Source organism: Allomuricauda sp. CP2A, assembly GCF_001683915.1.
Lineage (GTDB): Bacteria > Bacteroidota > Bacteroidia > Flavobacteriales > Flavobacteriaceae > Flagellimonas.
The window spans coordinates 44,254-64,743 of record NZ_LXTT01000045.1; the positions used below are offsets into that span (position 1 = coordinate 44,254).

Here is a 20,490-nt window from a genome sequence, read left to right on the forward strand (position 1 = left end):
TTTTCTGTCCTATTGGGGTGTAAAAAAAATGGGGGAGAATCACAGGAAACACAAAGCACAACGCTTGATTTCCAGTATCAAAAAATGCCTCCCAAGCTTGCCATAAACCCCGAAGCTACCAAGATTGTGGAGACCTGGAAAGAGTTTGTGGTTTTTGCCGCAAGTATTGATGTACTTTATAAGGCAACCAACAATGAGGACCTCAGCTTAGCCATCGATGACCTCATTGAAAAGGAAAAACAATTGGCGGAAGGCACCTATCCGGAATTGTTTGATGTCTTTCAGGTAAAAAGCAGGCAACGCGTTTTAAGGACCTATCTGTATAAGGTAAAGGCCAGTATTTTGGAAAATCAAGAGACCACGGAACCCACCGTTGAAATGCTAGAGGCCTACAACGCCATGCGAAAGCAATTCAATGTGATCGTAAACAGCCAACTGGATAAAGAATTGATATTGGATGAAAAATAAGGTTTTGCTTGTTCTGGGACTTTTCATGGCTCTTGGAACCATGGCCCAGACTACGGAAAAAGAAAAAATCAACAGTGTTTTGGATGGTTGGCACCAAGCCGCATCCGATGCCGACTTTGAGGCCTATTTTGGAAAGATGACCAGTGATGCTGTCTTCATTGGAACGGATGCTACGGAAAATTGGAAGAACAACGAATTCAAGGAATTTGCCAAACCCTATTTTGATGCTGGAAAAGCGTGGAGTTTCACTTCGGTACAGCGGAACATCTACATCAATAAAACCAAGGATTTCGCTTGGTTTGATGAGTTGCTGGACACCCAGATGAAAATCTGTAGGGGGTCTGGGGTGCTCAAAAAAGAAAATGGGCAATGGAAAATTGCCCATTATGTGCTATCAATTGCTGTGCCCAATGAAATTGTGGGCGAGCTGATTCAAATCAAGGAGAAAAAGGATGACGAATTGCTCCTTGAGCTGAAAAAGAAGCCGTGATTATTCTTCCTCACCGCCTTCTCCCTCAGGTTTTTCCTTTCGGGATTCCAAAGCTTGTTTGCTCAAGCTGGCCAAATTAAAATTGGGGTCTATTTTTAGTGCCTCGTCAATAGAGGCGATGGCTCCATCTATATTGTTTTTGTCCATGTTGTAGGTTACGAGTCCCTTTAAGTGGTAAAAAGCAGCCTTTAAGGCAACCTCATAAGGTTGTTGTCTTTCGTAGAAGGCATAGGTCATGTCATCTTGGGAATTGGTAATTCCGTATTCAATGTTGGCCAAAGCTCCTGTATTGTCACCGGTTTGGATTTTTAGATCGGCCAATTCATAGGCCAAATAGGCGGAAGGCTCTCTTTTGTACAAAATTTCAAAATGTTCCAAAGCCCTTTTGGGTTGGTTCAAGGCCTTTAAGGAAACCGCCTTTACTTGAACAGCAAGGTCAGAATCGGCTTCGTTTTTCTCAATACCGATGGTGTTCAGGGCCTGCATGTGCTGGCTATTGTTCATGTAGACAAAGGCCAAGGTGTCCTGTCGTTCTTTGGAAGGCGAAAGTACGTTCAAATGGGTCAGTGCCCCAATTACGCCCGTAACATCACCTTGCATGCGCATTTCTTGGTAATACGCTTTATAGTGTTCCAAAAGCTCATTTTTGGTTTGGGAAATTCCACTAAAGCCGATAAGCATCAGCAATACGAATAGTGTCTTTTTCATTCATCTTCAATTTAGTGCGCCAAAACTAAAAAAATTATTCATATCATCCTGTTAATAATCCCATAAGTATCAGGATATAATGGAAGTGGTGAAGGAATGTCCTTTATCCAGGAAATTCTGACTGATGACTACTTTGGCGTTGCTCTGGGAAGAATCAATTTGATATTTGGGTGCGGGAAGCCCTCTTTTGGTAGCTTCGGCAAGATAATAATCGCTTTTTATGGGGTGAAAGGGGTTGACAGCATTGAATAGCTCGCCCCAATAGTCGTTTTTGAGAATTGTTCGGATAATATGGATACAATCATCAAGATGAATAAGGTTGACAGGATCGTTGCCATTGGTAAGATTTTGTTTCTTGGACAACATGGTCACCGGATGCCGATCAGGACCAATGAGTCCGCCAAACCGAATGATGGTACTTTGGAGATTAGGGTCACTCCAAAAGAGTTGTTCGCTCTCCACCAACTGTTTCCCAGATTCGGTCACGGGTTTAGGAGGGGTCTGTTCGGTAATTTCACCTTCCAAATCACCATACACCGATGTGCTGCTTACAAAAATCACCTTGTTCACGCCACTTTTTTTGATTTCATTGTGCAACAACACCATTTTATCAATAAAGCTTTCGGTGCTGCTACCTCGTAATCGGGGTGGAACATTGATGATGAGGACATCAATTCGGGATAAAAAATCTTGGATGTCCCCATGGATGGCGGTTGGCTTCAATCGTATTTCAAAGGGGTGTATCCCTTCTTTTTGGAGTTGTTTCAGCTTATCTTCCGAAGTTGTTGTGCCAAATACCTCGTAGGATTCCTGTACAAGTCGCTTTGCCAACGGAAACCCTAGCCATCCGCAACCAAGTACGCCAATTTTTTCACTCAAACCGTACCGTTTTTATGGTCAATATAGCATCATTTAGGACAAAGGGCATGGGAATGCTGGTCTCGGGTCTTTGGGGAATGCTAAAATCTTTATGGAAAAGCAGGTCATTGGACGCTTCGTAAAATGAAAGTTCCAATACGGAATCTTTTGGGAAGCTCAATTCCAATTCGGTGTAGTCATTATTGGTGATGTAATGGGTTATCAGTTTGTTTCTCCTTTTTTGCAAGAACTCTTCTGATAATTTAATACGGTTTACTTTAGCTGCATTCAAGGAAACCGAATTGGTATATACATCCAATCGATTGACATTCCGTTTTGGGGTCACACAGACCTCAACAATCCTATTTTCACCAATAATAGTGTCCCTCACCGTATCTATCCATGGAAGGGCAATATCTTTTTTTGGTGCATCGGCAATATAGGTGAGTTTGGTGGCATATTTACTGGATAGGGTCTTGTATTCTTCGGGGCCTGGTTTTCTCTTTTCGTTCCCCAAGAATTGATTGTTCCATCCAATAAGGTCATGGTCATACGTTGCCCAAATTGTTGCGTCTTCATCAGCGTTGTACACATAGAGCAGACTACTGGGCTTGGGCCGTTCTTCATTAAAATCAGAATTGAGATGGCTTGCAATACCAAATGCAAAAAACAGAAACAGAAACAAGTAGGCCAGCGTATTCTTGGTCTTGAGTTGGCTGAAGAAGGGCAATGCCAAAAAGAAAAGCAGGGTGGTGAACAGGGTGGCGGCCACCATCATTTTCAAACCCAAACCAACGGGAAACATTTTTATGAAGGGGGCATAAAGAAAAACAGCTGGGATTGCCAAAAACACCAACAAAAATGGATTGGGCTCTTCTTGGTTGATGGTCACCATAAAGGCGGCCAACAATCCAAACAACGGAATCACAAAAAAGCTGGCACCCGGTAAATAGGCGGCCACTAACCCACAAATGATGAGCCAAATGAAGATTGGGGCCACCAACAGGTTTGCGGTACTGGTTTTTCGGTACTGATGGTACATCCAAAAACAAATGGACAAGGAAATCATCACATAAACCGCAATATAGGTATGCCCATTATAGGTGAACCCATGCAGCATGTCCTTAAAACCGGGATACCACCACGTGATGATGGTCCAACAGAAATAGCCCATTATACCATTGACCACCAGAGTCAACAACAACGGAACAAAACCTTTGAAAACATCCTTGAGCTGAAGTTTTTTCTTCCGAAACCCATCAAAAAGAAGCAAAAGAAACGCTAAAACGGCAATGCCGAACATGGGCCAAATCCAGTCAAATGGATAGGAGACCAACCTAAAGAACGGAAGATTGAAGTATATGTAATCATCCAAACTTTTAAGGTTGTCAAGATCTGCATCCGAAAAATAATGTAAGAGCGGCATTAAATAACTGCCTTGGTGCGCCAATGAAGTACGGTCCAATCGTTCGTAGTTGTCCAAAGCGGTGTGGTAATCAAAATGATCGTCTATAAAAGCAAAATTGAAGCCCTCAATGTCGCCATCTTCCCGAAAAACGGTTAGGTCCGTGTCATTGGGCAACATCTTGTAAATGCTATAGGCCAAGGAATTGGCCACGGGATATTTTGGATTGGCCTTGGTGAATTCCTTGATCAATGTTCCATTGCCCCGATTGGTCTCAATGAGCATATAACTGGGGCCACCACTGCCGCGTGCCTCAAAATTGAGGACCAGTCCCACATCTTTGGCCCAAGGATGGTTGTTCACAAAAAGGTCTGCGCCGTTGAGGCCCAATTCCTCAGCATCGGTGATAAGGATGATGATATCGTTTTTTGGCGTCTTGTTTTCGGACAAAAAAGCCCTAATGCCTTCCAGGATAGTGGCCACACCACTTCCGGCGTCGCTGGCTCCGTAGGAGGAATGGGGGTTGCTATCATAATGCGACAGTACCAAAAGGGCTTTACCCTCCTCAGAACCCTTTATTCTGGCCAAAATATTGGTCGCTTTGCTAAGGTTGCCCCAATCCCCAGCGGTATATCCTTCTTGGGTTGTGGTTTCCAACCCCATTTTTTTGAGTTCGGCAATAATATAGGCCCTAACACGGGCATGCCCGGAAAAACCTACGGCATGGGGCTCAATGGAAAGATTTTTAACATGGAACAAGGCCCTCTCGGAGGAAAAATGCTCTTCTGCGACATCTTCATCCGGGGAATAGGAGGGCATCAAGGATGTATAACTCCAATAAACGGCAAAAAATAGGAGTAGGAGAGCGAGGGTTCTTGAAAATTTCATGATTTGGTTATGTTGGTCCTTAAATGTATGAAAATATGAAAGGTTCGTACATTTTAACGTTAAAAATTAGACAATTCTCTAAAAAAGTTTATATTTATTGTTTAACTCTAAACAGTAACCCTATGGCTATCAAAAGTTTTCAAGGCGTACGATCCAAAGAGGAGTCCAAGAAAAAATACAATGCTCCTATTTTGGTGGAGGACTACATGACCAAAAAGTTGGTCACCTTCAGACCTGAACAGTCCATTCTGGAAGTTATGGAAGCTTTTGCCAAGTACCATATTTCTGGTGGCCCTGTGTTGGACAACAATGGATTTTTGGTGGGAATCGTATCTGAAGCAGACTGCATGAAGCAGATTTCAGAAAGCAGATATTTTAACCAGCCCATTTTGGACAAAAGTGTGGAGCGCTTTATGACCAAAAACGTGGAGACCATCCCACACGACATGAGCATTTTTGATGCTGCTGGCGTGTTTGACAGACATAACAGAAGACGGTTGCCTGTAATGAAAAACGATATTCTGGTAGGACAGATCAGCCGAAAGGATATTGTGATCGCGGCGTTAAAGCTCTGTTCCCACAACTGGAAATAGGCAATCCTTTTGTCATTCCCGTTTGACGATCATATAAAAATCATTGTCCAGCGGCAAATACCCTAGATCATACACAAAGTAATACGTACTCCCTTTTTTGGTGGTGTACAGGTTGGTGATGTATTCAAAATCGAACCCTTTGTCCATCAACCGCATTTTGGTGGTCGTGGTCTTCCCGTCCTTTAATGGAAAACTGTCCAATATGCGATAGTTCTTCCGAAGTTTGTTATTGATGTTTCGGACCAAGTTTTTACTGTCCTTGTTCAGGCGGTTGTTGTAGGCATTTCGGCAATGGTCCGAGCAGTATTTTTGGTCTACCCGTCCCAGTAATTTTGCACCACATTCCAGGCATTTTCTTTCGGCCATGACATAAGATTAGGTGACCACAATATCATACTTTTTCAACAAACCGATGAGTCCATCCTTGCTGAACTTGCTTTTTTTGAGGTGATTGGCCGATGGATCAATGGTAAAGTTGTAGGCCGAACCAAAATCTGTTTGTTCCAAATCAGTGTCATCAAAAGTGGCATCCTTTAGGTCTGATCCCGGAAAGGAACATCCTTTTAATTTTGCTTGCGTGAAATCAACTTGATGAAATTTACAATCCTCAAAACGGGTTTGGGGAAGGTCCATTCCATGAAATGAGGCAACGGAAAGATTGCACCCTACAAAATGGAAGGCACATAGCAAGGAATTACAGGTCTCAAACTGTAGCCCCACCATCTTGCAATCCACAAAAGAAACATCATTGAAGATGGTGTGGGCTATATTGGCGTTGGTGAGATCACATCCCTCAAAGGTACATTCCACAAAATTTTGGTTGTCCAAAAACCCTTTAGTGAACTTGCATTCCACAAAGCGACAATTCTCATAATCACCCTTGGGCAATTTATGCTGTGTGTAATCCTGTTTTACGAATTTTTGATCTAACCAAAAGGAATCTGCCATTGCGTATTTATGGGTTGAATCAACATCTGGTAAGATACAAAACACCGATTGACCTGTTAATAAAAAGATAAAGATTGATTTTATTTGGAACAATCGTTCCGAAATACCTACGTTTGTATTGGAACAATCGTTCTAAAATAAATAAACAAATCAAAAACAACATGAAAAAACTAGCAGGAAAAGTCGCCGTTGTTACCGGTGCAACAAGTGGAATGGGTCTTGAAACGGCTAAAAAATACCTCGAGGAAGGGGCCAAAGTGGTACTTACGGGGCGCAGCCAAGAAAAATTGAATGCCCTTGAAACCGAGCTTCAAGGGGATTATCTTTTGTTGAAGGCAGAAGCCTCAAGTTTAGAGGACAGCACTGCCTTGGTGGCCAAAACAGTTGAAACCTTTGGTAAAATTGACATTCTTTTCTTGAATGCAGGAATCCTACGTTTGGAGCCCATTGAAGGACTCACTGAAGCCATTTTTGATGAGGTGTACGACATCAATGTAAAAGGACCTCTTTTTACCGTCAAAGCTGCGTACAATTATTTGAATGAGGGAGCCAGTATTATTTTCAACACCTCAGTTGTCAATGTAAAAGGCTTTGCAGGAATGTCTGCCTATGCCTCCAGCAAGGCAGCATTGCGATCTTTGGTACGGACCTTGGCCACTGAGTTTGGCCCTAAGGGAATACGCGTAAATGCCATAGCACCCGGACCCATAGAAACACCGATTTACGATAAACACAATATGCCAAAGGAGGTTTTTGATGAAGTGACTTCCACTTTTCCATCCTTGATTTCCTTGGGAAGATTTGGAAATTCTTCCGAGATCGCCACCACAGCATTGTTTTTGGCATCTTCGGACAGCAGCTTTATCACTGGAGCTGAGATACCTGTGGATGGGGGCTTGGCCCAAGTGTAATTTTTTTTGGATAAATTTGGAACAATTATTCCAAATATAATGCCCAGAACAAAACAGTTTAATGAAGAGGAAATATTGAATAAGGCCATGGAGCTCTTTTGGGAAAAAGGGTTCCATGCCACTTCAATACAGAATTTGGTGTCCTGTTTGGGAATCAATAGGGCTAGCTTGTACGACACCTTTGGAGGCAAGGAGGAGCTGTTCAACAAGGTTTTTGAGCACTACCGGAAAACGAACGGTGATGCAATTCGCTCCACTTTTGATCAAGAGAAGTCGGTTAAGGCTGGTTTTTGCCGACTTTTTGAGGAGGCCATAGAAAAAACCCAGGTTGATGCGGCCCGAAAAGGATGTTTTGTGGTCAATACCACTACGGAGCTTATCCCGGGAGATGAAACCATACACAACGTGTTACGGAAGAACAAGGAAAACCTGGAAAACATCTTTATTGATCAGATCAAAAAGGGAGTTGAGACAGGAGAAATAGATGCTTCAAAAGAAGCGGAGAGCATTGGCCCAATGTTTTTTACTCTTTTAAGTGGTCTTCAGGTTATTGCCAAAGTAGACCCCGACCCGATCAAACTCCGTGAGCTGGTTAAGGCAGGGTTATCTGTTCTTGATTAGTTTGAACTACATGCGCTTATAGCCAAAAAGCACTTCTTCGGCTGAATCCTTCGATTCAATCAGGACCCAAATATTCATTTGATTCTCACTTACCTTTTCTATGGTAAATCCCTCAAAATAAACCTTGTTCCTCTCGATTTTCACCAATCTAAAATCCACAGTTTCATCTTTTTCCTCCCAACCTCTCAAATTCTTGTCAAAATGCTTCAATTGCAAGATGATGGAGTTGTCGACCTCTTGGATATGCCCTACTTCATAAAAAGAAACTTCATCGTCCTTAACCAATCGGAACACGAACATCATGGAACCGCCCATGGGCTCGCTCCAGATTTCCTCGGCCAGACCACCAAATGCTTCTCCCTGCCAATGCCCCGGAATCCAGGAAACGTCTTTCAATGAGGCATTGGGTGAGGTTTGTCCTTCGGACAGTTGCAAGGTTTCTTGGGCCGAAATGATTCCGACCTGAAACAGCAAAATAATGAGTAGTGTTCTCATGGCATCGGTTGTTTAGTACAAGACGAATGGAAATGGCTTAATTGGACAAAGCAAATTTCACATTGACCGTACTCTCCACCTTGATTTTTTCAAAATCGATGTCCAAGGGCTGTGCTTGGCCCATATCCGCAGAAACGGCTTTCATCTCCATCATGGGAGCTTGGTTGTATCTTGGGTAGTACGGTTGGGAATTGTCCACAATATGAATGGCCAACCCTACCTTTTGTCCAAGGGGTTGGGTAAGGGCATCTGCTTTTTGCTTGGCTTTTTTCACCGCTCTTGCCTTCAACTCCAGTTCCAGTTCATCCATTTTGGAATATTCGGTTTTTTCCAAAAAGGCATTGGCAATATCCAACTGCTCCAAGGCCACCATTACCTCGGCAGCCTGTTTTCCGGAATGGACCAAAAGGGAATACTGCTTGCTTTTGAGCACTTCCTTTCCTCGGAGAAAATATTTTTCAAAGTTGCTGCTCAGGTCTTTGATCACCAGTTGTTTGTCCAAGTCAATTCCCAAAGCTTTTAGCCGTTGGGCCATTTTGTTTTCCTGCTCTTCCACAGAAACCCGGCCCTTGGAATCCTTTTCCTGGATGGTGATGTTGAGGTAAATTTTGTCCGGGGTCACCAAGGTGTCCACTTGTGCTGAAGTTTCCAGATAGGGAACATCCAAAAAAGTCTTGGTTTGGGCAAATAGGACTGTTGAGAATAGAACGGCGACTATGGGAATGAATATTTTTTTCATGATTTTTATTTTTTGATTACTGATTGTCCATAATCAATCATAAGATGTTGTCTCCTCGAGCGCAGTCGAGAGGTTATTTGAACCTAATATCTTAAAATGAGGTCTCGACTGCGCTCGACCTGACAAAGATATTGTCTATATGATTGATTATGGATATTCAAATTTGATTAAAGGTAAATACTTCCCCCTCAGAAGCAAAACCTGTGCCGTTTTATTTGTAGGAAACCCCCATCGATTTAAAAACGTAAGGTTTCTCCAATATTCTTGAGTAAATTGTGGGGATGAAATTTGTTTTGGCTCCCGATAAATATAAAGGTTCGTTGACAGGACATGAGTTCTGCGATGCGGTGGAAAGTGGCCTTAAAAAGGTTTTCCCCGATGCAGAAATACTAAAAAGGCCTTTGGCCGATGGCGGTGACGGCACCATTGAGGTGGTGGCCCATTACCTCAATGCCCATTCGGTTTCTTTAGCGGTAACCGACCCACTGTTTCGGAAAATAAAGACGGATTATTTGCTTTCCGATGATAAGAAAACGGCCTTTATTGAGATGTCCGAAGCGTCTGGGTACAAATTGCTGGACAAGACCGAAATGAACTGCATGCACACCACCTCATTGGGAACGGGTGAGATGATTTTGGATGCTTTGGAGAAAGGCACAAAGCACATTGTTCTTGGGATTGGCGGTAGTGCCACCAACGATGGGGGTATGGGCATGGCAACAGCTTTGGGCTATGAATTTTTGGATGAAAATGGAACGGTTTTGGAGCCTGTGGGCAAGAATTTGGGCCATGTAATGGAAATCCGAAGTGAAAAGGCTCATGAAAAATTGCGAGACGTAAGCATTCAGGTGGCCTGTGATGTCAATAATCCGCTTTATGGCAAAAATGGCGCAGCGCATGTGTATGGACCCCAAAAAGGGGCATCGCCAGAAGAAGTGGAACTGCTGGATAAAGGGTTGGAACATTTTGCCACGGTTATCCATTCCACTTTTGGTATTGACGTGCAAGAAATTCCAGGAGCAGGTGCTGCTGGGGGCATGGGTGCCGGAGCAGTGGTGTTCCTGGATGCCAAGTTGGTCTCTGGCGTGGATTTGGTGATGCAACTGGCCAATTTTGATGAGGCCCTGGACGATACGGATTGGATCATTACCGGTGAGGGGCAATTGGACGGGCAGACGCTATCCGGTAAAACGATTGCGGGTGTAATTCAAGTGGCACAAAAAAAAGGCGTACCGATAGCCGCTTTTTGTGGCTCCACAGCTATTTCCATTGAGGAAATGCAGCAAATGGGATTGGATTATGCCGTCTCCATTTTAAACCAAGTGGGGAATTTGGACGATGCCAAGGCCAAGAGTTTTCAGAATTTGGAACTGGCCAGTTATAATTTTGCCCATTTGCTGAAAAAAAGCAAAGCTTGAACCATCAGGCCAGCATTATTTTGATTGTCTCCGTTTCATTTTAAATTCCAACGAAGTCTTGACGGTCTTCCACTCGCTGTCCAAAATGGAAAATAGCACCGTGTCCCTAAGATTACCATGCTCATCTATTCTATGATTTCTGATGATGCCCTCTTGTTTGGCCCCCAATCGCAAAATGGCATTTCGGGAGGGATGGTTATGGAAATGCGTTCGAAACTCGACCCCAATGCAGTTCAATGTTTCAAAGGCATGTTTCAGCAAAAGATATTTGCATTCGGTATTGATCCCGGTGCGCTGCGCACGCTGTGCATACCAAGTTGAACCAATTTCCACCCTTCTGTTCTTGGAATCGGCGTTTAAATAGCGTGTGCAGCCTATGATTTTGTCGGTTTTTTTGTCAATCACGGTGAAGGGCAACGAAAATCCCGCTTCTTGTTCTGAAAGGGCTGCATCCATATAGGAATCCATGTTTGGCGGAGAGGGAACGGTGGTGTACCAGAGCTCCCAAAGTTTGCCATCGGAAGCGGCAAAGACCAAATCGACTTTGTGCGATTTCTGCATGGGTTCCAACCGAACCAGTTCTCCTTCAAGCGCAATGGGTTGCAACCAGGGTTTCATAGGATGGGATTTTGGATTCAAATATAGCTGTAAATGATTTTTGGGGCATAAAAAAAGCCGGGATTTCTCCCGACCCATCAATCAATCAAAAAACGAACTTTGATTGACCTATTTTTATGGTGCTTCAGTAAACTCTTCAATCATAAAGAAGTCCTTGTTCTTGTCTTTGATATAGTACATGTCGTCCAAGACATTGTACTGCATTTTTCGGTCATCTACTTTAATTTCAAAGCCTTTGCTGGTAGGTGCAAGCTCAAAAGTATTTTTTTCTGAACCTTTATATTTTAGCACCGTATAACTATCAAAGTCTGTATCGGCATCATGGTCAACAGCAATTAATTTGGTGACGAAGGCCGGAACCGGCTTTCGGTCTTGGTTGACCATTCCTTTGTCATTTTTATTCAGTTTTACGGCATAATCCCTGTGCTCCATCACCTTTACGCTGAATTGTTTTTCTTTTCCATTTTCGGAGATGGTAAAGGTTTTATGCTCTTTGGTTGCATTCATGACCCCGTCTTGCCCATATCCTACAAAGGCGGTGAGGGTGAAGAATGAAAATAGTGTCAATATAGTTTTCATGGTATGTTTTTTAAGGTTCATAAAAATTTTTCTGTTGGGATGGTGTCCTATTTTAGGTAGGAGGTGAACATCCAGTGTCTTTTTTCGAGTTCGGTAATGAAATCGGTCAACATTCTTTCAGTGGCCACATCACCGGTTTCCAAGGAGGCGTTTACTCCGTCCAACAAGCCATCATGGATAATTTCAAAATCCCTGAGTACTTCCCGCACCATTTCAAGGGCAGAAATATTTTTTTCCATCTCTTTGATTTTGGAAAGTTCCAAGGTTCTCTTCAGTGAGAAATTGCTCTTTACCCCAAATACGCGGATGCGTTCTGCCACGATATCAATATTTTCCTTCACGGTATTGTATTCATTTTCAAATTCTTCGTGAAGCTCAAAAAATTCAGGTCCTTCTATGTTCCAGTGGAAGTTTCTGAGCTTGTTGTAGAAAACTTGATAATTGGCCAATACGGTGTTCAGGGCCACCACAATTTCTGCAGTTTCCAAATAGGTAAATCCAATTTTTTTAAAAGTTTTATTTTTTGCCTTTACAGCTTCCATCTTTGTATTGTTTTTTTGTTCATACTCAATATACCCATCAGTAACAGGAGGTATTGATTCGTTTGATGGAAATATTGATTCAAAACGATTTTGACCAGAAAAGAGGTGTTTTTAGTGGTTTTGCCCCTCAAATAGGAAGTAGGTTAGTTTGATGCTGTTTGTTTTTGCCAACTATAGGGCACCTATACTTATTTCCAATTATTTACATCCGTTTACAAACGAAAACAAATATTTTAAAACCGATTCATGCTTTTTGGTGATTCTATGTTTGCCCTGTCGAATGAATCGATTCGATGTGCTAAATGTTTAATTCTTAAATCTTAAACCATGAATTCACTTAAAAACAAAGTACAGTTGATTGGAAACTTGGGCAATGACCCAGAAATCATCACCATAGAAAATGGCAACAAACTGGCCAAATTTTCCATCGCAACCAATGAAACCTACAAAAATTCAGAAGGCGAAAAGGTGACCGATACCCAATGGCACAATATAGTGGCATGGGGCAAACTGGCCGAAATCGCGGAGAACTATCTTACCAAAGGAAAAGAGGTGATGATAGAAGGCAAATTGATGTCCCGTTCCTATGAGACCAAAGAAGCGGAAAAACGCTACATCACAGAGGTTAAGTGCAACGAAATGTTGATGTTGGGCAAATAGATTGCTTTGCAAATCATCGGAAAAGGGGGCAATTTGTCCCCTTTCTTTTTCTTTTTCGTGTTTTCAACATAACTTAATATAGAACTGCGTAACACTTGGGGTGGTTGTACGTCAAATGAAGTAAGATTGTTATGAAAACCAAAGCCCTATTATTAGTTTTTATCCTGTGTTCCGGTCCTGTCTCTTTGGCCCAGGAAAGTGAGTCCACTGCCGCTAACCTCCAATTTTATGAAAAGTTGGCACATCGTGATGCCGCCTACGAACAAACGGTTCAGTTTGCCAATGAGCATGATGAGCGGGACTATTGGAAAGATCAGAAGAACTTTGAAAAATTGCTCTTGCAAGAAAACCCCGAGGCCAATCAGGTTTATATCAGCAACAAAGGGCCGTCCTATATTGATCATATTCAACAATGCCAGAAAGAATGTACACATGGCGATTTTTATCGCAGAGAGGTTGCTTTTTTTCTACTAAAGACTACCCAAGACCCGATGCAGGGATGGTCACTTACCAATACCACCAGAAAAGAAGGTTCAGGGCAATATAAATAGGAAAATTTCAAATTCTTCAACTTTTCAATTAGGGTATTTCCCGTCCTGGTTGTTCTACTACTGAAAACCTCATCTTTCGTAAGTAAGTTAAATTGTAAAACTTAGAATATGAAACGGTTAGGTTTTGTTACACTACTACTTTTTTTTGGTTGCTCCAATTTCGTATGGACCCAAGACCCTGATGAAAATCCCAATTTAGAAAAGGCCACTTTTTTTGAGCAACTCGCCTTGAAAGATGCCGATTATGAGCAGTCTTTGGTTCTAAGCAATGAAAAAGATGAATTGGACTTTTGGGAAGATCAAAAGCGCTATGAGCAGGATTTAATGAAAAGCGATGAAGCTGCCTACAGATCATACATGAAAGCAAAAAAGGAAGCCTATCATGAGCATTTTCAAAGTTGCTCCAATGTTTGCAATCACTCTAAACAAAACCTGAAAAGGGCAGAAGAGTATTTATCTTCACCACAGGAAGACTATACAACCAACGAGATCGTGGCGAATTCCTTCAATTGCGGGAATGAATAACTTCACAAAAAACAAAATCCACTGCGATGAGTGGATGTTTCTAGGCAACTTTCTTCATAAGGTCAAAGCAAGGGCATTTTTTACACCGTTTGCTCTCCTTTTTCTTGTATTTCTCACAGCATTTTGATTTTACATTGCCTTGGGACGGCAATTCTCTCAACAATGCTTTCTTGAGCTTCTTTTTTTCTTTCTTCTTTTTTCCCATCATGAATAAAGATGGGCAAATCTAACTATTTTAATTAAATCTAAATAAGAAATTAACACTAATGTGTCCTGATGTAATCAAAAGTGAAGTGACATCCCTATAGTATTGGGCCCAAAAGAGAGGTTCCAGCTCACATTTTTAGGTTTGCCATCATTATATTTTTCATTGTATTTTGAATCCAAGTATTTGTCGATGGATTCCACAATAAAAATACTCAACACCGTACTGAAGGCCACGTCAGAGACCCAGTGAAAATCATCCATGACCCTAACCAATCCCGGTATGGATCCCACTGTATAGAGTCCTATTTTCACCCAGGGACTTTTAAATTGTTTGGCAATGGCATAGGCATTGCTAAAGGCCAACATGGCATGGCCAGAGGGAAAAGAATCATAGTTGTATACCCTGTTGAGGTGAAAAGGATCATAAACATCTGAATTTTCCCCACTTTTGGGTCTGGCACGCCCAATAATACGCTTACTGACCTGCTGTAAAAACCCTCCAGCCGTGGCAGAAGAGATAAGAAGTACCCCGGTTCGACGTAATTTTTCATTTTTGGTAAAAAGTCCAGCGAGATAGACCCCTCCGGTCAACATATAATTGTTTTCGGGGCTTCCGTATTCGTGGCCGTAATCCATCACAAAATCGGGCACATCTTCCCGAAAACCGTTTTTCCAATCATTGAGTTCGTCATCCACCGTAAAAAGAAGCAATGTGCCACCGGCCAAATAGCCAAAGTTGGCCCAGTCATTTCCTTTCCAGTGATAGGGCCGTGAATAGGAATATCCCACCCCACCAAAAATGTTGCCGACATCATAGGTGAAATCGTTCCAAAGCGTTGTCTCTTTTTCAGATTGAAGTTCCTGTGCGGTAAGTGGCATTACCACCAGCAGGGCAATTGCGTATTTTACTAATTTCATTGAGGTTGAAAACTATATAGTCGGCAAAATTATGCAAAAATATCCTGAGCCAATCGAAATGTATTGGCATGGGCCTCCACAATAATCTTGATGTCAGGGGAATATCCACCACCCATGCTGCACTGCACCGGAATTTGTGCATCATAACAAGTTTGCAATACATAACGGTCACGTTCTTTGCAGCCTTCCAAAGTCATGGCCAGCGTGCCCAACTTGTCTGATTCCAAAATATCCACTCCACAGAGATAGAAAACAAAGTCAGGTTGTACTTGTTCCAACAATTCAGGAAGTGTCCTTTTAAGGATGGAAAGGTATTCTTGGTTCGTGGTTCCCTTCTCCAGAGGGATGTCCAAGTCAGAAGTTTCTTTTTTAAAGGGATAATTGCCCTTGCCATGCATGGAAAACGTAAAAACAGAATGGTCGGTCTTAAATATTTCTGCCGTACCATTGCCCTGGTGCACATCCAAATCAACAATCAAAATGTTGTTGGCCAGTCCTTTACCTTGCAGATAACGGGCGCCAATGGCTTGGTCGTTCAGCATGCAAAATGCCTCGCCTCTATTGGAATAGGCGTGGTGCGTGCCTCCCGCAATGTTCATGGCAATGCCATTTTCGAGCGCAAATTCACATCCTTTGATGGTCCCATCAGCTATAATTTGTTCCCGTTGTACCAGCTCTTTGCTCAAGGGGAACCCAATCTTTCGGGCAGCACTCGGGGCAAGTTCAAGGTTGACCAGATCCTGATAGTAGGTCGCATCATGGACTTCCAAAATATGGGAATCGTCAGGAAAATTGGGCTCAAAAAAATTTGCTTCGGTACAAGTGCCCTCATGGATCAACTGCTGGGGCAACAGATCATATTTCATCATGGGAAAGCGATGTCCATTGGGCAAATGGTGCTTGTAAATGGGATGGTAGGCTATTTTCAGCATTTTAAGTGCCTTGTTTGTGCAATGCCAACTGAATCCGTTTTCTTGGCACATCAACATCCAAAACTTTGACAACTACTTGTTGGTGCAAGCTTACATGCTCGTTGACATCCTTCACAAAAGTATCCGATAGGTTGGAAATGTGGATAAGGCCACTTTCCTTGATTCCGATATCCACGAAACAGCCAAAATTGGTAATGTTGTTGACAATACCCGGTAACAATTGACCCTGCCTCAAATCTGTAATTTCCTTGATGTTTTGATTAAAAGTAAACACCTTGGCTTTTTCGCGAAGGTCCAAGCCCGGTTTTTCCAGTTCCTTCAAAATATCTTCCAGAGTGGGCATGCCAATGGTGTCCGTGCAATAGGATTTTAGGTCGATGCCTTGCAGGGCCGATTTGTTCCCCACGATGTCATTGAGTGAGACGCCTTGATCTTTGGCCATTTTTGCCACCAAACCATAGCTTTCTGGGTGTACGGCGGAATCATCCAAAGGATTATCACCATTTTTGATGCGTAAAAATCCGGCACTTTGCTCAAAGGCCTTTCCTCCCAAACGGGGTACTTTCTTTATTTGGTCCCTGTTTTTGAACTTGCCATTTTCATTTCGGTGGGCCACAATGTTTTCGGCCAGTTTGGGTCCAATGCCGGACACATAACTCAAAAGTGGAACACTGGCCGTGTTTATGTTGACCCCAACGGAGTTTACACAGCTTTCTACTACGGTGTCCAAGGATGTTTTTAATTGGGTTTGGTCTACATCATGCTGATACTGCCCCACACCAATGGACTTGGCATCTATTTTTACCAGTTCGGCCAAGGGGTCGGCCAATCGGCGGCCAATGGAAACGGCACCCCGCACCGTAACATCATAATTGGGAAATTCATCACGGGCTATTTTAGAGGCCGAATAAATGGAGGCGCCAGCCTCACTCACCACAAATACCTCAATTTCTTTTTTAAAAGGGATGCGCTTTACCAATTGTTCCGTCTCGCGTGATGCCGTCCCGTTGCCAATGGCAATGGCCTCAATTTTATAGGCGTCCACCAAGGAACTAATTTTTTTGATGGCTCCAGAACTGTCCCGCTGTGGCGGATGGGGATAAATGGTTTCGTTGTGTTTTAAATCACCCTGCTCATCCAAACAGACCACTTTGCAACCCGTTCGAAAACCTGGGTCAATGGCCAAAATTCGTTTTTCGCCCAACGGCGCACCCAGGAGCAATTGCTTCAGGTTCTTGGAAAAAACCTGAATGGCAGAAGTATCCGCTTTTTCCTTGGCGGTCTTCACAAGTTCGTTGGAGAGCGAGGGGAACAAGAGTCGTTTGTAGGCATCCGCAATGGCCATTTCAATGTGCTCCGCACAGGCATTGTTGGATTTGATGACACGCCTTTCAATAGCATCCAGAGCTCTTTCATCATCTATTTCAATTTTCACTCGGATGAAACCTTCCTTTTCGGCTCGCATAATGGCCAAAAACCGATGGGAAGGACAACGGTTCAACGGTTCGCTCCAATCAAAATAATCCCGGAACTTTTGGGCTTTCTCATCCTCTTTTTTGGTCTTGATGACTTTCGTGGTGATAAGGGCATGGCGCTCCAACTGACCGCGCAGCTGATTTCGGATATCGGTACGTTCATTGATCCATTCGGCAATAATATGACGGGCCCCTTCCAGTGCATCATCTTCATTGATGACATTCTTGCTCAAGTATTTGGAGGCAATGAACTCGATTTCATCACTGTTTTGCGCCATAATGATCTTGGCCAAGGGTTCCAAACCGTTTTTACGCGCAGTTTCAGCTTTGGTTTTTTTGCTTTTCTTGAAGGGGAGATACAGATCTTCCAGACTGGTAAGGTCGGCACAGTTCAAAAATTTCGCCTCCAGTTCTGGGGTAAGGGCATCCTGCTCCTTAACCGCTTTGATGATGGCCGCCTTTCTCTTTTCCAGTGCCTCAAACTGGGTTTTGTATTCCACGATGGCACCAATTTGAACCTCGTCCAGATTACCCGTGCGTTCCTTTCTATACCGGGAAATAAAGGGAACGGTACAATCTTCGTTCAGCAGGGCCACGGTGTTCTCGACACTTTTTTCGGAAAGTTGGGTATGGTTTACAATGTAGGGGACAAGTTGCATGATGTTTGTTTAGTAGTTGTCACTTCGCGCGCAGTCGAGAAGTCTTACAATCCAAATTTTTTTAAGTGGGTCTCGACTGTGCCTGTCTGCCGACAAAGGCAGGCTCGACTGGACAGTTTCTTTGGATATGAATTAACTTATACCTTCCCCATTCCCAACACCATCCTCATCCGGATTCAGGAAAACGATTTTCCCATCCTTGTTTTCGGTCATCAAAATCATGCCCTCACTTTCCACGCCACGGAGTTTTCTGGGTGCCAAATTGACCAAAACGGTCACTTTTTTGCCCACAATATCTTCGGGTTTGAAACTTTTGGCTATCCCGGAAACAATGGTTCTCGTATCCAGTCCGGTATCCACTTTCAAAACCAAAAGCTTATCGGCCTTTGGCATTTTCTCAGCTTCGATGATGGTGCCTACGCGCATATCCAATTTGGCAAAATCCTCGTAGGTGATGGTTTCTTTTTGGGGAATTAGCTCTTTTTCCATGGAATCTGTAGTGTTTGTAGCCGAAGCATTCGTTTTTTTGGTGGCTTCCAGTTTGTCCAATTGCTGTTGAATCTCGGCATCCTCAATTTTTCGGAACAGCAGTTCGCTTTTGTTGATTTGATGGCCTCCAGGAAGTAATGTTTCTTTTGAACTAACATCGTCCCAAACGATAGATTTCTCACCTTCCTGCCCGTCCGGCAGGTGGGCGTTCGAAATGACTCCGTCTTTGTCATTCTGAGCAATGCGAAGAATCTTTTTCAACTTATTTGATGTAAATGGCAAAAATGGCTCACTCAATACTGCCAACCCAGTTGCAATTTGAAGCGCCACATACATAATGGTCTTTACCCGTTCCTCGTCTGTTTTAATGAGTTTCCACGGTTCGGCATCAGCCAGGTACTTATTGCCCAGTCGGGCCAAGTTCATCAATTCCTGACTGCCTTCACGGAATCGGTAGCGTTCCAACGAATTGGAAAGGATTTGGGGATACCCTTTTAAGGCTTCCAGTGTTTCTTTGTCCACAGATTCAAACGCATTGGGTGTGGGAACGATGCCATTATAATATTTGTGGGTCAATACGGTCACACGGTTCACAAAGTTGCCAAAAATGGCCACAAGTTCGTTGTTGTTCCTGGATTGAAAATCCTTCCAGGTAAAATCGTTGTCCTTGGTTTCCGGGGCATTTGCTGTTAATGCATAGCGAAGCACATCTTGCATATCCGGGAATTCTTCCAAATATTCATGCAACCAAACCGCCCAATTTTTGGAAGTGGAGAGCTTGTTGCCTTCCAGATTCAAGAATTCGTTGGCCGGGACATTTTCGGGAAGAATAAAATCACCATGTGCTTTTAACATGCTTGGGAAGATGATACAGTGGAAGACGATATTGTCCTTGCCGATAAAATGGACCAATTTGGTATCCTTGTCCATCCAATAGGGCTTCCAATCCTTTCCTTCACGTTCAGCCCATTCCTTGGTGGATGAAATATAACCAATGGGGGCATCGAACCACACATAAAGCACTTTTCCTTCGCCCCCTTCCACGGGCACGGGAATGCCCCAATCCAAATCGCGGGTGACGGCACGGGGTTTTAGCCCCTCATCTATCCAAGATTTGCACTGACCATATACATTGGGTTTCCAATCGGCTTTATGGCCTTCGAGAATCCATTTCCGTAAAAAACCTTCGTAACGGTCCAAGGGCAAAAACCAGTGTTTGGTCTTTTTTAGCACGGGAACGCCACCTGTTATGGTGGATTTTGGGTTGATAAGGTCCGTGGCGTTCAAGGAAGACCCACAATTTTCACATTGGTCACCATAGGCTTCTTCATGACCGCACCTGGGACAGGTGCCCACCACAAATCTATCGGCCAAGAATTGCTGCGCCTCTTCATCATAGAGTTGTTCGGTTTCTTCCTCAATAAAATCGCCTTGTTCGTAGAGTTTTTTGAAAAAATCCGAAGCCGTTTTGTGGTGTACCTCGGCAGAAGTTCTGGAATAATTGTCAAAAGAGATTCCAAAGTCTACAAACGACTTTTTTATGATGTTGTGGTATTTGTCAATAATTTCCTTGGGAGTGACTCCTTCTTTTTTGGCCTTCATGGAAATGGCAACACCATGCTCATCACTTCCGCAGACAAAAGCCACATCGTGCCCTTTTAGGCGAAGATATCGGGAATAGATGTCCGCAGGAACATAAACGCCAGCCAAATGGCCAATATGAATGGGGCCATTGGTATAGGGCAGGGCCGAAGTTATGGTATATCTTGAAGGGGTTGTTGTCTGAGACATGT

General features: G+C 43.2%; 23 protein-coding genes. 9 read left to right on the forward strand and 14 right to left on the reverse strand.

Translation table 11 applies throughout. From position 1 onward, the window contains the following. The first annotated feature begins 84 nt into the window (after positions 1 to 84). Positions 85 to 468 (forward strand): hypothetical protein, encoded by a 384-nt coding sequence (locus A7D14_RS06020; protein ID WP_141673241.1) that lies wholly within the window; start codon positions 85 to 87, stop codon positions 466 to 468. Then, complete coding sequence (locus tag A7D14_RS06025; RefSeq protein WP_067031423.1) at positions 458 to 958, forward strand: nuclear transport factor 2 family protein; 501 nt, start codon at positions 458 to 460, stop codon at positions 956 to 958. The genes A7D14_RS06020 and A7D14_RS06025 overlap by 11 nt, the downstream gene beginning before the upstream one ends. Here A7D14_RS06025 and A7D14_RS06030 read toward each other — a convergent pair whose 3' ends face one another. The 3 genes from A7D14_RS06030 to A7D14_RS06040 all read right to left on the reverse strand — a co-directional run bounded on the left by A7D14_RS06030 (position 959) and on the right by A7D14_RS06040 (position 4,817). After that, positions 959 to 1,666 (reverse strand): hypothetical protein, encoded by a 708-nt coding sequence (locus A7D14_RS06030; RefSeq protein WP_067031426.1) that lies wholly within the window; start codon positions 1,664 to 1,666, stop codon positions 959 to 961. Positions 1,667 to 1,735: 69 nt separating this feature from the next. Beyond that, positions 1,736 to 2,545, reverse strand: coding sequence for an SDR family oxidoreductase (locus A7D14_RS06035; protein ID WP_067031430.1), 810 nt, complete (start codon positions 2,543 to 2,545; stop codon positions 1,736 to 1,738). Next, positions 2,538 to 4,817 carry a M28 family peptidase gene (locus A7D14_RS06040; RefSeq protein ID WP_067031434.1) on the reverse strand — a complete coding sequence of 760 codons (2,280 nt, stop codon included), beginning with the start codon at positions 4,815 to 4,817 and terminating at the stop codon, positions 2,538 to 2,540. The genes A7D14_RS06035 and A7D14_RS06040 overlap by 8 nt, the downstream gene beginning before the upstream one ends. Before the next feature lie 122 nt (positions 4,818 to 4,939). On the opposite strand from A7D14_RS06040, the gene A7D14_RS06045 reads away from it, so the two are divergent. Next, the gene (locus tag A7D14_RS06045; RefSeq protein WP_067031437.1) at positions 4,940 to 5,410 is read left to right on the forward strand and encodes a CBS domain-containing protein; all 471 of its coding nucleotides are present in this window, start codon (positions 4,940 to 4,942) and stop codon (positions 5,408 to 5,410) included. Between the two features lie 12 nt (positions 5,411 to 5,422). On the opposite strand, the gene A7D14_RS06050 is transcribed toward A7D14_RS06045, so the two are convergent. Both A7D14_RS06050 and A7D14_RS06055 read right to left on the reverse strand, forming a co-directional pair. Next, entirely contained in the window at positions 5,423 to 5,776 is a 354-nt protein-coding gene (locus tag A7D14_RS06050; protein WP_067031440.1) for a hypothetical protein, read from the reverse strand. A 9-nt stretch (positions 5,777 to 5,785) separates the two neighbouring features. Then, on the reverse strand, positions 5,786 to 6,358 hold the full coding sequence (locus A7D14_RS06055; RefSeq protein WP_067031444.1) for a pentapeptide repeat-containing protein: 573 nt from the start codon (positions 6,356 to 6,358) through the stop codon (positions 5,786 to 5,788). A 161-nt stretch (positions 6,359 to 6,519) separates the two neighbouring features. Between A7D14_RS06055 and A7D14_RS06060 the strand changes: the two genes are divergently transcribed. Then, positions 6,520 to 7,269 carry an SDR family NAD(P)-dependent oxidoreductase gene (locus A7D14_RS06060; RefSeq protein WP_067031621.1) on the forward strand — a complete coding sequence of 250 codons (750 nt, stop codon included), beginning with the start codon at positions 6,520 to 6,522 and terminating at the stop codon, positions 7,267 to 7,269. 39 nt (positions 7,270 to 7,308) lie between these two features. Next, positions 7,309 to 7,890: a TetR/AcrR family transcriptional regulator gene (locus A7D14_RS06065; protein WP_067031447.1), complete on the forward strand. Its 582-nt coding sequence runs from the start codon at positions 7,309 to 7,311 to the stop codon at positions 7,888 to 7,890. 6 nt (positions 7,891 to 7,896) lie between these two features. Here the strand turns inward: A7D14_RS06065 and A7D14_RS06070 are convergent, their stop codons facing one another. Beyond that, positions 7,897 to 8,385 carry a DUF6265 family protein gene (locus A7D14_RS06070; RefSeq protein ID WP_067031450.1) on the reverse strand — a complete coding sequence of 163 codons (489 nt, stop codon included), beginning with the start codon at positions 8,383 to 8,385 and terminating at the stop codon, positions 7,897 to 7,899. A gap of 37 nt (positions 8,386 to 8,422) precedes the next feature. Beyond that, positions 8,423 to 9,124 (reverse strand): SIMPL domain-containing protein, encoded by a 702-nt coding sequence (locus A7D14_RS06075; RefSeq protein WP_067031453.1) that lies wholly within the window; start codon positions 9,122 to 9,124, stop codon positions 8,423 to 8,425. A 281-nt stretch (positions 9,125 to 9,405) separates the two neighbouring features. On the opposite strand from A7D14_RS06075, the gene A7D14_RS06080 reads away from it, so the two are divergent. After that, a complete protein-coding gene (locus tag A7D14_RS06080; RefSeq protein ID WP_067031456.1) occupies positions 9,406 to 10,542 on the forward strand; it encodes a glycerate kinase in 1,137 nt (378 codons plus the stop codon). Between the two features lie 15 nt (positions 10,543 to 10,557). On the opposite strand, the gene A7D14_RS06085 is transcribed toward A7D14_RS06080, so the two are convergent. The 3 genes from A7D14_RS06085 to A7D14_RS06095 all read right to left on the reverse strand — a co-directional run bounded on the left by A7D14_RS06085 (position 10,558) and on the right by A7D14_RS06095 (position 12,281). Further along, positions 10,558 to 11,160: a GNAT family N-acetyltransferase gene (locus A7D14_RS06085; protein WP_067031624.1), complete on the reverse strand. Its 603-nt coding sequence runs from the start codon at positions 11,158 to 11,160 to the stop codon at positions 10,558 to 10,560. Positions 11,161 to 11,274: 114 nt separating this feature from the next. Next, positions 11,275 to 11,739, reverse strand: coding sequence for a hypothetical protein (locus tag A7D14_RS06090; protein WP_141673243.1), 465 nt, complete (start codon positions 11,737 to 11,739; stop codon positions 11,275 to 11,277). A 47-nt stretch (positions 11,740 to 11,786) separates the two neighbouring features. After that, entirely contained in the window at positions 11,787 to 12,281 is a 495-nt protein-coding gene (locus tag A7D14_RS06095) for a Dps family protein (protein ID WP_067031462.1), read from the reverse strand. A gap of 327 nt (positions 12,282 to 12,608) precedes the next feature. On the opposite strand from A7D14_RS06095, the gene A7D14_RS06100 reads away from it, so the two are divergent. The 3 genes from A7D14_RS06100 (at position 12,609) to A7D14_RS06110 (ending at position 14,017) form a co-directional block, all read left to right on the forward strand. Continuing rightward, the gene (locus A7D14_RS06100; protein ID WP_067031465.1) at positions 12,609 to 12,941 is read left to right on the forward strand and encodes a single-stranded DNA-binding protein; all 333 of its coding nucleotides are present in this window, start codon (positions 12,609 to 12,611) and stop codon (positions 12,939 to 12,941) included. 131 nt (positions 12,942 to 13,072) lie between these two features. Further along, a complete protein-coding gene (locus tag A7D14_RS06105) occupies positions 13,073 to 13,492 on the forward strand; it encodes a hypothetical protein (RefSeq protein ID WP_067031468.1) in 420 nt (139 codons plus the stop codon). A 108-nt stretch (positions 13,493 to 13,600) separates the two neighbouring features. After that, entirely contained in the window at positions 13,601 to 14,017 is a 417-nt protein-coding gene (locus tag A7D14_RS06110) for a hypothetical protein (RefSeq protein WP_067031471.1), read from the forward strand. Positions 14,018 to 14,299: 282 nt separating this feature from the next. Here A7D14_RS06110 and A7D14_RS06115 read toward each other — a convergent pair whose 3' ends face one another. The 4 genes from A7D14_RS06115 to metG form a co-directional block, all read right to left on the reverse strand. Further along, a complete protein-coding gene (locus tag A7D14_RS06115; RefSeq protein ID WP_067031474.1) occupies positions 14,300 to 15,142 on the reverse strand; it encodes a phosphatase PAP2 family protein in 843 nt (280 codons plus the stop codon). A 29-nt stretch (positions 15,143 to 15,171) separates the two neighbouring features. Then, the gene (locus A7D14_RS06120) at positions 15,172 to 16,074 is read right to left on the reverse strand and encodes a histone deacetylase (protein ID WP_067031477.1); all 903 of its coding nucleotides are present in this window, start codon (positions 16,072 to 16,074) and stop codon (positions 15,172 to 15,174) included. 1 nt (position 16,075) lies between these two features. After that, complete coding sequence (locus tag A7D14_RS06125; protein WP_067031480.1) at positions 16,076 to 18,208, reverse strand: Tex family protein; 2,133 nt, start codon at positions 18,206 to 18,208, stop codon at positions 16,076 to 16,078. A 132-nt stretch (positions 18,209 to 18,340) separates the two neighbouring features. Beyond that, the gene (metG, locus tag A7D14_RS06130; protein ID WP_067031483.1) at positions 18,341 to 20,488 is read right to left on the reverse strand and encodes a methionine--tRNA ligase; all 2,148 of its coding nucleotides are present in this window, start codon (positions 20,486 to 20,488) and stop codon (positions 18,341 to 18,343) included. Positions 20,489 to 20,490: the final 2 nt, after the last annotated feature.

Bases quoted from the DNA above. Each gene is read 5' to 3' on its own strand.
- A7D14_RS06020 (WP_141673241.1), top strand. From the start codon at position 85: ATGCCTCCCAAGCTTGCCATAAACCCCGAAGCTACCAAGATTGTGGAG.
- A7D14_RS06025 (WP_067031423.1), top strand. From the start codon at position 458: ATGAAAAATAAGGTTTTGCTTGTTCTGGGACTTTTCATGGCTCTTGGA.
- A7D14_RS06030 (WP_067031426.1), bottom strand. From the start codon at position 1,666: ATGAAAAAGACACTATTCGTATTGCTGATGCTTATCGGCTTTAGTGGA.
- A7D14_RS06040 (WP_067031434.1), bottom strand. From the start codon at position 4,817: ATGAAATTTTCAAGAACCCTCGCTCTCCTACTCCTATTTTTTGCCGTT.
- A7D14_RS06045 (WP_067031437.1), top strand. From the start codon at position 4,940: ATGGCTATCAAAAGTTTTCAAGGCGTACGATCCAAAGAGGAGTCCAAG.
- A7D14_RS06050 (WP_067031440.1), bottom strand. From the start codon at position 5,776: ATGGCCGAAAGAAAATGCCTGGAATGTGGTGCAAAATTACTGGGACGG.
- A7D14_RS06055 (WP_067031444.1), bottom strand. From the start codon at position 6,358: ATGGCAGATTCCTTTTGGTTAGATCAAAAATTCGTAAAACAGGATTAC.
- A7D14_RS06060 (WP_067031621.1), top strand. From the start codon at position 6,520: ATGAAAAAACTAGCAGGAAAAGTCGCCGTTGTTACCGGTGCAACAAGT.
- A7D14_RS06065 (WP_067031447.1), top strand. From the start codon at position 7,309: ATGCCCAGAACAAAACAGTTTAATGAAGAGGAAATATTGAATAAGGCC.
- A7D14_RS06070 (WP_067031450.1), bottom strand. From the start codon at position 8,385: ATGAGAACACTACTCATTATTTTGCTGTTTCAGGTCGGAATCATTTCG.
- A7D14_RS06075 (WP_067031453.1), bottom strand. From the start codon at position 9,124: ATGAAAAAAATATTCATTCCCATAGTCGCCGTTCTATTCTCAACAGTC.
- A7D14_RS06080 (WP_067031456.1), top strand. From the start codon at position 9,406: ATGAAATTTGTTTTGGCTCCCGATAAATATAAAGGTTCGTTGACAGGA.
- A7D14_RS06085 (WP_067031624.1), bottom strand. From the start codon at position 11,160: ATGAAACCCTGGTTGCAACCCATTGCGCTTGAAGGAGAACTGGTTCGG.
- A7D14_RS06090 (WP_141673243.1), bottom strand. From the start codon at position 11,739: ATGAAAACTATATTGACACTATTTTCATTCTTCACCCTCACCGCCTTT.
- A7D14_RS06095 (WP_067031462.1), bottom strand. From the start codon at position 12,281: ATGGAAGCTGTAAAGGCAAAAAATAAAACTTTTAAAAAAATTGGATTT.
- A7D14_RS06100 (WP_067031465.1), top strand. From the start codon at position 12,609: ATGAATTCACTTAAAAACAAAGTACAGTTGATTGGAAACTTGGGCAAT.
- A7D14_RS06105 (WP_067031468.1), top strand. From the start codon at position 13,073: ATGAAAACCAAAGCCCTATTATTAGTTTTTATCCTGTGTTCCGGTCCT.
- A7D14_RS06110 (WP_067031471.1), top strand. From the start codon at position 13,601: ATGAAACGGTTAGGTTTTGTTACACTACTACTTTTTTTTGGTTGCTCC.
- A7D14_RS06115 (WP_067031474.1), bottom strand. From the start codon at position 15,142: ATGAAATTAGTAAAATACGCAATTGCCCTGCTGGTGGTAATGCCACTT.
- A7D14_RS06120 (WP_067031477.1), bottom strand. From the start codon at position 16,074: ATGCTGAAAATAGCCTACCATCCCATTTACAAGCACCATTTGCCCAAT.
- A7D14_RS06125 (WP_067031480.1), bottom strand. From the start codon at position 18,208: ATGCAACTTGTCCCCTACATTGTAAACCATACCCAACTTTCCGAAAAA.
- metG (WP_067031483.1), bottom strand. From the start codon at position 20,488: ATGTCTCAGACAACAACCCCTTCAAGATATACCATAACTTCGGCCCTG.